The organism is Flavobacterium chuncheonense (genome assembly GCF_042686145.1).
GTDB lineage: Bacteria > Bacteroidota > Bacteroidia > Flavobacteriales > Flavobacteriaceae > Flavobacterium > Flavobacterium chuncheonense.
Genome location: NZ_JBHUPC010000012.1, coordinates 759056 through 771716 on the forward strand (window position 1 = coordinate 759056; position 12661 = coordinate 771716).

Here is a 12661-nt window from a genome sequence, read left to right on the forward strand (position 1 = left end):
TAAAATTTATTTTTATTTAATAAATCGCAAAACCGAGTCGTAAAAATCTTTAGGATTTTCCGCATGCAACCAATGTCCAGCATTAGTTATTGTTTGTATATCAGAGATAGGGAAATGATGTTTTATAAGACTGATATCATCATCTAATATGTAGTCAGACTTATCCCCTCTTAGGAAAAGAGTCGGATTATCAAACTGTAAAGCTTCTGGCAAAGCTTTACCAATACTACTTTTATTGTTTATAAATACCGGTAAATTGAATCGAAAAGCTAATTGGCCAGGTTCTTCCCAGTATAAATTTTTCAGCAAAAACTGTCGCGTTCCAAAATCAGTAATGTATTGCGATACAATTTCATCCACTTGATTTCGACTTGGTTTTTGCGAAAAATCAACAGCTAACAATCCTGCTAAAATAGAATCATGATGCGGTGCATAAAACTTTGGACCAATATCTGCAACTATTAGCTTTGAAACTAAACTAGGCTGCAAACATGACACAAGCATTGCTATTTTACCTCCCATAGAATGTCCTAAAAGCACAATATTATCCAGTTGATTCATCTGACAATACTCCAGTACATCATTAGCCATAACTTCATACGTAAACTCATCAGTATGAAAACTCCTACCATGATTTCGCATATCTAACATATGGACTTGAAAACCTTGAGTGGCAAATTGCCCTCCTAACGTTTTCCAATTATCTGACATTCCTAAGAAACCGTGTATTATTAAAAAAGGCTGCCCTTCCCCTTCTATTTTTGAATATAACATTACTTTAGTTTTTGTAAATACATGTTTACCACATTCTCTATTCCTAAATAAATAGACTCCGATATCAATGCATGTCCAATTGATACTTCTAAAAGATTCGGAATATTTTCTTTAAAAAATCGAATATTATCCAAACTTAAATCATGCCCTGCGTTAATACCAATATTTAATTCATTAGCACGTAAAGCAGCTTTAACAAAAGGTTCAATCCCTTTCGCATTTCCTAAACCATACTCATGCGCAAAACTTTCAGTATACAATTCTATTCTATCAGCACCCGTTTCTTTTGCTCCTTCAACCATTTTCTCATCTGCATCAACAAAAATTGAAGTACGAATAGCGTTACGCTGAAACTCTTGAATAACCTCCTTCAAAAAATCTTTGTGCTTAATTGTATCCCATCCAGCATTTGAAGTCAAAGCATCATCTGCATCTGGAACCAAAGTAACCTGAGTTGGTTTCACTTCTAAAACCAAATCCATAAAATTCTTTACAGGATTACCTTCAATATTATATTCTGTATAAACAATTGGCTTTAGATCTCTAGCATCTTGATAACGAATGTGACGCTCATCTGGCCTAGGATGTATCGTAACACCTTGCGCGCCAAATTGCTGTACATCGTGTGCGACTTTTAACAAATTAGGGACATTACCGCCTCGTGAGTTTCGTAATGTTGCAATTTTATTGATATTTACTGATAATTTTGTCATGTGAAAATAAATTAGCAACACAAAAATACGAAGTATAACTAGCTTTAATACGGTATTTTTGATTATTTTGCAGTAAAATTTGAACACTAGTGCATGACAAGCTTATTTGAGTACATAAACAACGACATCAGCCCCTTAAAAAGCGATAATCTAATTGCAGACGCACAAGATTTATTTACAGATTTGACATACAGTCATTTCCCAGTAAGTGAAAATGGCATTTATATAGGATGTATTCGCAAAGAAAATGCAGAAATATTAAAAAGCACCGATTCTATAGGGGAACATCGCTATGAGTTCAATCGTTTCTACGTTCGTTCCAATATGATTTGGTTAGATGTTTTGGAAATATTTGCTCAAAACGAAACCAATATCGTCCCTGTCCTAGACGATCAAAATAATTATTTGGGGTATTACGAACTTGAAGATGTAATTCGTTTTTTCCATGAGACTCCATTTTTAAAAGAAGATGGTGGCATTTTGGTTATCCAAAAAGACATAAAGGATTATTCAATGAGTCAAATTGCACAAATTGTAGAGAGTAACAATGCTAAACTTTTAGGGCTTTTTATATCAAAAATAACTGACCAAAAAATAGAAGTCACACTAAAAATAAATTTAGGAGGACTAAACGATATTATTCAAAGTTTTAGACGATACGAATATGAAATCATTTCGGAGCACCAAGAAGATGCTTACTTAAAAGATTTAAAAGACCGTTCGGACTATCTTGACAAATATTTAAACATCTAACCATGATGAAAATAGCTCTTTTTGGCCAATATTACCAAAACAACACCGAAGCCATTGTTACCAAAGTAATTGAAGTTTTAAACAACTACAATATAGAACTTGTAATCGAAGAACAATTTTACACTATCATCAGTAAAATTTTAAAATCGGATTATAAAACCTTTAGCAATCATGAAGAATTAGACAGCAGTTTTGAAGCCCTTATAAGTGTAGGTGGAGATGGAACTATATTAAGAGCTGTTACTTATGTTAGAGATAAAAAGATACCGATTGTAGGTATTAATGCTGGAAGGCTAGGTTTTTTGGCAACTGTTCAATATGATAATATTGAAGAATTACTACCAAAAGTAATTGCAAAAGATTATCTGATTTCAAAACGCAGTTTGTTGAGTTTACGATGCGAACCAAGAAACCCTGACTTAGTAGATTTAAATTTTGCATTAAACGAAATTTCCGTTTCTAGGAAAGATACTACTTCCATGATTACAATCGAAACTAGCTTGAATGGAGAGTATTTGAATTCTTATTGGGCAGACGGTTTAATCATTTCAACCCCAACAGGATCCACAGGCTATTCTTTAAGTTGCGGTGGACCAGTATTAATGCCCGATGTCAACAGCCTTGTAATAACCCCTATTGCACCACACAATTTGAATGCACGCCCTCTAGTTATTACAGATGACACTGAAATTCAATTAAAAGTTTCTGGACGTGAAGAACAATATTTAGTTTCTCTAGATTCCAGAATAACATCTGTAACAAACGAAACCACCTTGTTCATTAAGAAGACTCCATTCCAAATTAACATGATAGAATTCCAGGAGGAAGGTTTTGCAAAAACAATTCGAAAAAAACTACTTTGGGGTGAAGATCGAAGAAATTAAGCCTTAAAACAATACCTTTTTGCCGATTTTTGCGTTTAAAATAAAATTCCATACCGTTGGTTAAGAAATCTATATTGTTATATTTGCAAACTATTTTTAAAATGAGACAGTTAATCGTTTACATATTGTTATTCCTAAGTTATTTTTCCTCAAGTGCTCAAATCAATGAATTGGGCGTTTTTTTAGGAGGTGCTAACTATATTGGCGATGTAGGACCTACAACTTACATTTCCCCAAATGAATTTGCCTTTGGAATTGTATACAAATGGAACAGAAGTACTCGACACGCCTACCGTTTTTCATACACACACGGAACTTTGAACTCACATGACGCTGATAGCGATGTACCTAGCCGTTATTTAAGAGATTTTACTTTCAAAAATAGTGTTGATGAATTTTCAGCAGGTTTAGAATTTAATTTTTTTGAATTTGACCTGCACGATTCTAAAAACACCTTTACACCTTATGTGTTTACTGGGATAAATTATTTTATTTACAACGAAATCTACATGAATGGAAAAGAAAGCGAAGTTGATTACAGACACAGTGCTTTTGCAATACCAATGATTGTAGGTGTAAAAACAAGATTGTATCGAAATTGGATTATCGGTTTAGAAGTTGGTGCTAGATATACCTTCACGGATAACTTAGACGCAAGTAATCCTAGAAATAATAACTTTGAAAATTTACGTTTTGGAAATCTAAATAGTGACGATTGGTATGTCTTTACAGGATTCACCCTAACTTACACCTTCGGACAAAACCCTTGTTTTTGCGCAAATTGATTATGAGCTTATTAAACCAAATAGACAAAAATAAAATTCCAAACCATCTTGCCATTATTATGGATGGTAATGGTCGTTGGGCAAAACAAAAAGGCCTTTTAAGAACTCTTGGTCACGAAAGCGGAACCAAAACCGTAAAAACTATAGTAGAAGCGTGTACACAATTAGGTATTAAAAACTTGACGCTTTATGCTTTTTCAACAGAAAATTGGAATCGACCAAAACTCGAAGTTGACACACTTATGAGACTTTTAGTTTCCTCTTTAAAAAAGGAAGTTAAGACATTTCAAAAAAATAATATCCGCTTAAACGCAATCGGAAATTTAACAACTTTACCTACAAAAGTCCAAAATGAATTGAACGAAGTGATGTCTTTAACTGAAGACAACACTAGAATGACATTGACTTTAGCTCTTAGTTATGGCTCAAGAGAGGAACTTACACAAGCTGTTAAAAAAATTAGTGATAAAGTTAAAAATAATATAATTTCTCTAGACGCTATTGACGAATCAATTATTAATAAGCATCTTTACACGCATAATTTGCCTGATGTCGATTTAGTTATACGTACAAGTGGCGAGCATAGAATAAGTAATTTTTTATTATGGCAAATAGCCTATGCTGAATTTTATTTCACCAATGTGCTTTGGCCAGACTTTAAAGAAAATGATTTATATGAAGCCATTATTAGCTATCAAAATAGAGAAAGACGATTTGGAAAAACAAGTGAACAAATTTCATAATACAACAATGTTAAAAAAAGGTTTCAAACTATTACTATTCGCCTTTATTATTTTAGGAAACAGTACCATTTTTGCTCAAGACACCAAACTTGAAAACGGAAAAGATTATATTTTAGCGGATGTTGAAGTAACTGGAAAAGTTCAATATAACCAACAAACAGTTGTAACCTTTACAGGCCTTGAAAAAGGTCAAAAAATTAGAGTTCCTGGCGAAGAAATCAGTTTAGCGATTAAAAAGCTTTGGAAGCTTGGGTTATTTAATGATGTAAATTTTTACATTAACAAAATTGAAGGTGATAGCATTTACCTTGAATTGAACTTAATGGAACTACCAAAACTTGCCGATGTAAAAATACAAGGCGTTAAAAAAGGAAAAACAGAAGATTTATTAAAAGAAACCGACCTTAAAAAAGGAAAAGTAGTTAATGAAAATCTTATAACTACTACAAAAAATTACATTGAAAACAAATACAAAAAAGACGGATATTACAACACTAAAGTAATCATCAGCAATACTCCTGATTCTACTGGGACAGAAGTGAAAATGCTAGTTAATATCGACAAAGGTGAAAAAGTAAAAGTCAAAAACATTGATTTCAGTGGAAACGAACAACTAACCGATGCTAAACTTCTAAAAGCATTTAAAAACACCAAAAAGAGAAATTTTGTACGCTTTTACAAACGTTCAAAATATATTAAAGAAAAATACAAAGAAGATTTAGCTTCTGTAATATCAAAATACAAAGAGAACGGATTTAGAGATGCCAGAATCACTTCTGATTCTGTAACATACGACAAAAACAGTAATACAGTAGCTATCAAAGTTAACCTTGAAGAAGGTCGAAAATATTATTTTGGAGATATTCGATACTTAGGAAATACTATTTACACAGACAGACAGTTAAGTCAGTTACTTGGTGTGAAAAGAGGAGATGTTTACAATGGTGTTTTACTTCAAAAAAGAATTGCTGATGAAACAAAACCAGATGGAGAAGACATCACTAACTTATACCAAAATAATGGATATTTGTTTTCAAGTATTAATGCTGTAGAAGTACGCACAGTAAACGACACCATTGACTTTGAAATCAGAATAACTGAAGGTCCTATTGCTTATTTCAATAAAATTTCGGTTGTAGGTAACGACAAAACAAACGACCACGTAATTTACCGTGAGTTAAAAACTAAACCTGGTCAAAAATATAGTAAAGAATTATTGATTCGTTCGATACGTGAGATTGGTCAATTAGGCTTTTTCGATCCTGAAGCTATTAAGCCCGATTTTAAAAATGTAGACCCGCAAGCAGGAACAGTAGATATCGAATACAATGTTGTTGAAAAAGGATCGAGCCAAATTGAATTACAAGGTGGTTACGGTGGAGGTGGTTTCATTGGAACATTAGGATTGTCATTTAACAACTTTTCAATCAGAAATCTTTTCAATAAAGAGGCTTATACTCCAGTACCTATGGGAGACGGGCAAAAATTAGCATTACGTCTACAAGGAAGTACCTACTTCCAAACGTATAGTTTATCGTTTTCTGAACCTTGGTTAGGTGGTAAAAAACCAGTTAATTTTTCGGCGTCTATTTCCCACAGTAAACAATTCTTATATAATTACGCTACTCGCGATGTTACAAGAGATCAAAGTTTTAACATTACTTCATTTTCAGTTGGTTTAGCAAAGCGTTTACGAGTACCAGATGATTATTTTGTGTTGTCACAAGCGGTTTCTTTTCAGTATTATGATTTGAACAATTATAACACAGGTTTATTTACTTTTGGTGATGGAGCTTCTAGAAACCTAGCTTATACCATTGGTTTATCGCGTAACAGTAAAGGTTCTAATCCTATCTTTCCAATGTACGGATCGGATTTCAGCGTGTCGGCAAAATTCACACTTCCTTATTCTGCTTTTAATGGGGTAGATTATGGAAACCTTGAAAATTTGGAAGAATACAAATACAAATACAACGGAAGTCCATACACTTATTCTGATAATGGTGTTGATATTCTAGTTACTGAAGGTGATTACTTAGAGGCTATTCCTTCAACATCAAACCCTACACCTAAAAAAGCAAATAGTTTGGCAACTGCTGCTGCTGATCCAGCAAAAGTAGACCAAGAAAAGTATAAGTGGTTAGAATACTATAAAATCAAATTCAAAGCGGATACTTACCAACGTATTTATGGCAAATTAGTATTAAGAGCATTGGGTGAATTTGGTTTTATGGGAGCTTACGATCATGAAAGAGGTTTGGTACCATTTGAGCGTTTCTATTTGGGAGGAGATGGACTAGCCAATTACTCATTAGATGGTAGAGAAACTATTCAATTAAGAGGATATCCAAACAACTCCTTATCATCGACTGATGGAGGTACGGTATATAATAAATATTCGTTAGAACTTCGTTACCCTATCACTTTAAATCCGAGTGCCTCTATTTACGCTTTAACTTTTGTAGAAGCTGGAGCTGCCTTTAATGATTTTAAAAATTATAACCCATTTGCTGTTCAACGTTCAGCTGGTTTAGGTCTACGTGTGTTCATGCCTGCATTTGGTTTATTAGGGATAGACTTTGCTCATGGATTCGATCCTGTACCTGGAGACACACAGAAAAGCGGTTGGCAAACCCACTTTATCATAGGACAACAATTTTAATAAATGAGCGTTTAAATAAATATCATTTGAAATAGTACAATAAAAATATTTCTTATCTTTCGAACGTATTTTTACTACTCCTTTCAAAGAGTTTTAATTTATTAAAAAGCAATTAATGAAAAAAATAGTCTTATTAGCAGCATTCTTATTATCAACATTTGCATTTTCACAATCACGCGGAGTACGAATAGGCTATATTGACATGGATTATATTTTGGAAAAAGTTCCAGAATATGCTGAGTCAAAAAACCAATTGGATCAAAAAGCGCAAAAGTGGAAACAAGAAATAGAAGTTAAAAAAAATGCAATTAAAAAACTTAAAGACGATTTAAATACGGAAAAAGTTCTACTTACTAAAGAACTGATAGAAGAGCGTGAGGAAGAAATCTCTTTTCAAGAAAAGGAGCTTTTGGAATATCAAGAAAAAAGGTTTGGCCCAACTGGAGATCTTATCATCCAGCAATCAACTTTAGTAAAACCTATTCAAGACCAAGTTTTCACTGCAATACAAGATATAGCGGAACAAAAAAAATATGACTTTATTTTCGACAAATCATCGGATTTAACTATGCTTTTTGCTGCACAACGATTTGATATCAGTGATCAAGTAATCCGACTTCTTTCTCGCTCTCAAAAAAGAGAACAACTTTCGAAAAAGCAGTTAAAACAACAGGAGGCGCAAGAAGCTCTTGAAGATATGCAAGATGAAAATCCAGAATTAGCTGCAAGACAAAAAGCACTAGAAGAAAAAAGAGCAGCAAGAGAAAAATTAATTGAAGAGCGTAAAGCAGCTCGTGAAAAACTAATTGAAGATCGAAAGAAAGCTGCTGAAGCAAAGAGACAAAAGACTACAGAAGCCCGTGAAGGAGAAAAAAGTGGCACAGTAATTGAAAAAGAAAACACTGAAGAACAAAAGACTTCTACTGGCGAAATAGAAAAAACAAACCCTTCTCCTACTGAGGAACTAACTCCAGAACAAAAAAGAGCCCAATTAGAAGAAGAACGTAATGCTAAAATTGAAGAGCGTAAAAAAGCTTTAGAAGAGAAAAGAAATGAAGCTATTCGAAAAAGAGAAGAAGCTAAAAAACAAAAAGAAACAGAAACTAAAAACGATTAAAAATAATAACCCAATTAATTAAATTACACATGAAACAATTTAAAACTTTAGTAATTGCTTTAGTACTATTTGTTGGAACTCAAATATCAGCTCAAACAAAAATTGCACATATTGATGTACAAGCGCTAATGACAAACATGCCAGAAATGAAAGCAGCGCAATCTCAATTGGATAAAATTAAAGAGAATTACGATAAAGAATACAAAACAATGGTACAAGAGTATCAAACAAAATTGCAGAAATACGAACAAGAAGCTCCTACAGCTGGTGAAGCAGTGAACGAGGCACGTTCTAAAGAAATGCAAGATATGGGACAACGTATCCAACAGTATCAACAAAGTGCTGGTAAAGAATTACAACAAAAAGAACTTGATTTATTGAAACCTATTTTAGAAAAAGCACAAAATGCAATTCAAAAAGTTGCAACAGCAAAAGGTTTCCAATATGTATTAGACGCAACAAACGGAAGCGGTGTATTAGTTGCTAATGGTACTGATTTATTAGCTGATGTTAAAAAAGAATTAGGATTTTAATTCAATACAATTTCATTTAAATTTTACTGCTCATAGACTTCGGTTTATGAGCAGTTTTTCTTTAAATTTGTTTTATGCAGACAACAGCACCTATTGGCCTTTTTGATTCCGGAATTGGCGGTACTTCAATTTGGAAGGAAATTAATTTACTACTACCAAATGAAAATACTATCTATTTAGCAGATAGTAAAAATGCACCATACGGGTTAAAGTCCAAAGAAGAAATAATTGCTTTAAGTATAAAGAATACCGAATTCTTACTCGAACAAAATTGCAAACTTATCGTGGTTGCTTGTAATACTGCTACTACTAATGCAATAAAAGAATTAAGAGCTAAATTTAAAGTTCCTTTTATTGGCATTGAACCTGCATTAAAACCTGCCGTAAATCAAACAAAAACACATAAAATAGGAATCTTAGCAACAAAAGGCACCCTAAATAGCGAACTCTTTCATGAAAAAGTAAAAAGCTATACTAATGTTACCATTATTGAACAAATCGGTCACGGCCTTGTTCAACTTATTGAAAATGGCGACATCGATTCTATAGAAATGTATGAATTACTCACAACGTATTTACAACCGATGGTCGATGAAAACATAGATTATTTGGTTTTAGGGTGTAGTCACTATCCTTATTTAATTCCACAAATAAAAAAAATTCTCCCGAGACACATTCAAATAATTGACTCTGGAGAAGCCGTTGCAAGACAAACTAAAACCGTACTTGCGGAGCACAATATTAAAAACCCCAATACTCAAAATGGGACAAACGTTTTTTATTCCAATTCGGATACTGAGGTTTTACAAAATATTTTGGGTTGTTCTAAAAAAGTGTCATTTTTTGATTTTTAAACACTGCCAACAAAATTAAAATTTCCTTTAGTAATCAAGAAAAACCCAGAGCCATTTTAAGCAGATTTAAGCCCGGAATTACTCCTCCTTTAACCAACTTGAATACATTACATAATTATTCGATATGCGTTCGATTTCTCCTGCAAAATCACTCGTATTAATATCTTTAACTTTTTTAGCAGGAACACCCGCGTAAATAGTCCCCGATTCTACAATTGTGTTCTGAGTAATTACAGAGCCAGCAGCTACAATTGAATTACTTTCAATAACACAATTATCCATTACAATAGCTCCCATTCCAATTAAAACATTATCCTTAACTTCACAACCGTGTACTATGGCATTATGACCAATAGACACATTGTTTCCGATTATTGTAGGATGTTTTTGATAGGTACAATGAATCACAGCTCCATCTTGTATATTTACTTTATTTCCAATAGTGATTGAATTAACATCACCCCTAACAACTGCATTAAACCATACACTACAATTTTCTCCAAAAGTAACTTCTCCAACTATAGTTGCATTATCCGCCACAAAACAATCCTTAGGTATGATTGGGCTTTTCCCATTTACAGCTTTTATTATCATATATTATTTATAAAAAAAATGTCCCGATTAAATCGGGACAAATATATTAATTTTTGTTGTTTAGTTAACCGCAGGACAGTTACAATCCCAAGCAGCAGCTTTACAGAAAATATCGAATCCTAAAGTTAACTGATGAAATCCTGCATTATCAAAGTTAACATCTCCTAACAAATGCGAATATGTGTAAGAAAACATAAACTTCTTATAATTTACACCTATAATTGGAGTAATATATTGAAGCTTTTGCTCGCTAATTCCACTTCCATCAAAATACTCAGCTCCATCTAAACTTCTTCTATATGATAAAGCAGCCCAAAGTCTACCAAAGTCCATTCCTTTGTAAACCTTCAAATTTAAATCAATAGTTGATTCTTTTGTCTCCTCAACATATTGAAACATTAAAGAGGGCTCAAACAATAAACGATCACTGTCACCAAAAACTGCTCCTGCACTCCATAAGAATTTTCTCAAGTTATCTGACTCATATCCTTCAGTATAGATTTTCCTTCTACTGTTTGCTAAGAAATTCTTAACCGTTACATGAGTAAAGAAGTCCATGTAGTGGTACGATGCACCTAAATCCACATTGAAATAAGTATATTTTTGATATACACCTCCAAATACAACAGGATCAAAACCTTCAAACTCTGTCTCATCTAATTGACTTTGAACAAAACCAGCACTTAAACCAAATGACAACTGGTTTAAATCCGCCGTACTTCTTGAAAATCTCAAGTGATGTGCATAAGTTAATTTTGCTCCAGTTTGAGAATGATAACCATTACGATCATTAAAAACAATAGCACCTATACCCGATTTTCCATCTTCATCAATAGAGGTATTAAAACTTAAAGTTTGTAATGCTGGGGCATCATCTTGACCGAACCACTGTTGACGACCTGTTAGTCTAATTTTACCACAATTAGCAGCTCCCGCCATTGATGGATGAATTAAATAATAGTTATCAGATAAATAATCCGAATAAACTGCAACTCCTTCTTGAGAAAAAGCTGCAAATTGAGCTACTAAAAATGTTAGAACTAAATAACTTTTTAAAAATTTCATTGTAGGCTTCTATTGTTTTTTACTTATTGTATTTCTTATAATTTATCAAGTTCGTCAAAGATATAAATTTTCACAAAACATTCTAATAGTTATAAAAAAATACTTAAAATTTAACGTTTTAAAGAAAAATGGGACTTAAATTCTTTTGTTTCATTGTTCTCAATATATTCTAATGTAAACCAATAATCTGATGATGGCAACTGTTCTCCATTGAAAGTTCCATTCCATCCCTCAGCACCATCTAAAGTACTAATTTGTTTGATTAACTTACCATAACGGTCAAAGATATACAACTTAGCATTTGCTTGGTTTAATCCTGATACTTTCCATGTATCGTTTACTCCATCTCCATTTGGTGTAAAGTATTTTGGATAATCAATTACCATTACTTCTATTGTTAAGTATGTACAACCTTGCGTATCAACAACTGTAACAGTGTGTGTACCTGGACTTACTCCTGTAAACACTCCTGTATCCTGAGCTGCATCATCATCCATTTGGTATTGATAAGTACCATTCACTCCTGGATCTATAGTAACGATAACGGTTGCATTATCACTAAACGCATCGGTAACTGTATAACTAATATTAGTTGCTGGTGTTGTTGCAATAACTGTTACTGTATTTGATGTTCCTATACAGTCTGTAGTCGTGTTTTCAACTACAACAAAGTAGTTACCCGCTTGACTTATCTCTAGTGTCGGCACACTTGTAACTGCAATTGCTGTTGTAGGATCACTTGTTTCATACCATGAAAACTCATAGCCTGTTCCAAAATCTCCAGCGTTTAACCAATACGTTTGATAAACTGTTCCTGTTCCGTCCACACAAATTGCGCCATCTTCTAATACTGGCATTGGTAATGGATTAACAAACACGGTATAATCTGTATAACCTCCTTGACAATTTCCTAATTTTGTACGAACACGGTACACCACATAACCTTGTGTTGCTCCTGTTGTTGTCAACACCTCGTTGATTTGTAATGGTGCAACTCCTGATCCATTAGTTGCTCCTGCAACACCATTTACATCATACACAAACCATTCTACTTCTGTTCCTGGTATTGATGGGTTGGTTACAGACAATGTAATATTTGGTGACTCTCCACTACAAATTGTAACATCTGGTGATGGTATAGGCGTACCTGGTATAGGATTAACCGTTATTGTTTGTGTTACAAC

At 33.3% G+C, this 12661-nt stretch carries 13 protein-coding genes; 8 read left to right on the forward strand and 5 right to left on the reverse strand.

The annotated features are described in order from the left end of the window. Nucleotides 1-12: 12 nt before the first annotated feature. Both ACFS5J_RS07505 and ACFS5J_RS07510 read right to left on the reverse strand, forming a co-directional pair. Nucleotides 13-774, reverse strand: coding sequence for an alpha/beta fold hydrolase (locus ACFS5J_RS07505; protein ID WP_379811458.1), 762 nt, complete (start codon nucleotides 772-774; stop codon nucleotides 13-15). Further along, nucleotides 774-1487, reverse strand: a complete 714-nt coding sequence (locus ACFS5J_RS07510) for a pyridoxine 5'-phosphate synthase (RefSeq protein WP_379811459.1) — start codon at nucleotides 1485-1487, stop codon at nucleotides 774-776. Before ACFS5J_RS07510 ends, ACFS5J_RS07505 begins: the two co-directional genes overlap by 1 nt. A gap of 93 nt (nucleotides 1488-1580) precedes the next feature. On the opposite strand from ACFS5J_RS07510, the gene ACFS5J_RS07515 reads away from it, so the two are divergent. From ACFS5J_RS07515 to murI, 8 genes are all read left to right on the forward strand, one after another. Next, nucleotides 1581-2240: a CBS domain-containing protein gene (locus ACFS5J_RS07515; protein WP_379811460.1), complete on the forward strand. Its 660-nt coding sequence runs from the start codon at nucleotides 1581-1583 to the stop codon at nucleotides 2238-2240. A 5-nt stretch (nucleotides 2241-2245) separates the two neighbouring features. Beyond that, nucleotides 2246-3124 (forward strand): NAD kinase, encoded by an 879-nt coding sequence (locus ACFS5J_RS07520; RefSeq protein WP_379811479.1) that lies wholly within the window; start codon nucleotides 2246-2248, stop codon nucleotides 3122-3124. Nucleotides 3125-3225: 101 nt separating this feature from the next. After that, nucleotides 3226-3909, forward strand: coding sequence for a type IX secretion system protein PorG (gene porG, locus ACFS5J_RS07525; RefSeq protein WP_379811461.1), 684 nt, complete (start codon nucleotides 3226-3228; stop codon nucleotides 3907-3909). 2 nt (nucleotides 3910-3911) lie between these two features. Further along, entirely contained in the window at nucleotides 3912-4652 is a 741-nt protein-coding gene (locus tag ACFS5J_RS07530; protein WP_379811462.1) for an isoprenyl transferase, read from the forward strand. After that, nucleotides 4585-7314: an outer membrane protein assembly factor BamA gene (gene bamA / locus ACFS5J_RS07535; RefSeq protein WP_379811463.1), complete on the forward strand. Its 2730-nt coding sequence runs from the start codon at nucleotides 4585-4587 to the stop codon at nucleotides 7312-7314. The genes ACFS5J_RS07530 and bamA overlap by 68 nt, the downstream gene beginning before the upstream one ends. Before the next feature lie 115 nt (nucleotides 7315-7429). Then, a complete protein-coding gene (locus ACFS5J_RS07540; protein ID WP_379811464.1) occupies nucleotides 7430-8431 on the forward strand; it encodes an OmpH family outer membrane protein in 1002 nt (333 codons plus the stop codon). Between the two features lie 29 nt (nucleotides 8432-8460). Beyond that, the gene (locus ACFS5J_RS07545; protein ID WP_379811465.1) at nucleotides 8461-8964 is read left to right on the forward strand and encodes an OmpH family outer membrane protein; all 504 of its coding nucleotides are present in this window, start codon (nucleotides 8461-8463) and stop codon (nucleotides 8962-8964) included. A gap of 74 nt (nucleotides 8965-9038) precedes the next feature. Continuing rightward, a complete protein-coding gene (gene murI / locus ACFS5J_RS07550) occupies nucleotides 9039-9818 on the forward strand; it encodes a glutamate racemase (RefSeq protein WP_379811466.1) in 780 nt (259 codons plus the stop codon). A 78-nt stretch (nucleotides 9819-9896) separates the two neighbouring features. On the opposite strand, the gene ACFS5J_RS07555 is transcribed toward murI, so the two are convergent. The 3 genes from ACFS5J_RS07555 to ACFS5J_RS07565 form a co-directional block, all read right to left on the reverse strand. After that, the gene (locus ACFS5J_RS07555) at nucleotides 9897-10412 is read right to left on the reverse strand and encodes a gamma carbonic anhydrase family protein (RefSeq protein ID WP_379811467.1); all 516 of its coding nucleotides are present in this window, start codon (nucleotides 10410-10412) and stop codon (nucleotides 9897-9899) included. A gap of 60 nt (nucleotides 10413-10472) precedes the next feature. After that, on the reverse strand, nucleotides 10473-11477 hold the full coding sequence (locus ACFS5J_RS07560) for a PorP/SprF family type IX secretion system membrane protein (RefSeq protein ID WP_379811468.1): 1005 nt from the start codon (nucleotides 11475-11477) through the stop codon (nucleotides 10473-10475). Nucleotides 11478-11587: 110 nt separating this feature from the next. Further along, the coding region (locus ACFS5J_RS07565; RefSeq protein WP_379811469.1) for a T9SS type B sorting domain-containing protein at nucleotides 11588-12661 on the reverse strand (1074 nt) is incomplete at its 5' end.

Excerpts from the sequence above, each read along its gene's own strand:
- ACFS5J_RS07555 (WP_379811467.1), bottom strand. The coding sequence starts at position 10,412 with ATGATAATAAAAGCTGTAAATGGGAAAAGCCCAATCATACCTAAGGAT.
- ACFS5J_RS07560 (WP_379811468.1), bottom strand. The coding sequence starts at position 11,477 with ATGAAATTTTTAAAAAGTTATTTAGTTCTAACATTTTTAGTAGCTCAA.
- ACFS5J_RS07510 (WP_379811459.1), bottom strand. The coding sequence starts at position 1,487 with ATGACAAAATTATCAGTAAATATCAATAAAATTGCAACATTACGAAAC.
- ACFS5J_RS07545 (WP_379811465.1), top strand. The coding sequence starts at position 8,461 with ATGAAACAATTTAAAACTTTAGTAATTGCTTTAGTACTATTTGTTGGA.
- murI (WP_379811466.1), top strand. The coding sequence starts at position 9,039 with ATGCAGACAACAGCACCTATTGGCCTTTTTGATTCCGGAATTGGCGGT.
- bamA (WP_379811463.1), top strand. The coding sequence starts at position 4,585 with ATGAAGCCATTATTAGCTATCAAAATAGAGAAAGACGATTTGGAAAAA.
- ACFS5J_RS07540 (WP_379811464.1), top strand. The coding sequence starts at position 7,430 with ATGAAAAAAATAGTCTTATTAGCAGCATTCTTATTATCAACATTTGCA.
- ACFS5J_RS07520 (WP_379811479.1), top strand. The coding sequence starts at position 2,246 with ATGAAAATAGCTCTTTTTGGCCAATATTACCAAAACAACACCGAAGCC.
- porG (WP_379811461.1), top strand. The coding sequence starts at position 3,226 with ATGAGACAGTTAATCGTTTACATATTGTTATTCCTAAGTTATTTTTCC.
- ACFS5J_RS07505 (WP_379811458.1), bottom strand. The coding sequence starts at position 774 with ATGTTATATTCAAAAATAGAAGGGGAAGGGCAGCCTTTTTTAATAATA.
- ACFS5J_RS07515 (WP_379811460.1), top strand. The coding sequence starts at position 1,581 with ATGACAAGCTTATTTGAGTACATAAACAACGACATCAGCCCCTTAAAA.
- ACFS5J_RS07530 (WP_379811462.1), top strand. The coding sequence starts at position 3,912 with ATGAGCTTATTAAACCAAATAGACAAAAATAAAATTCCAAACCATCTT.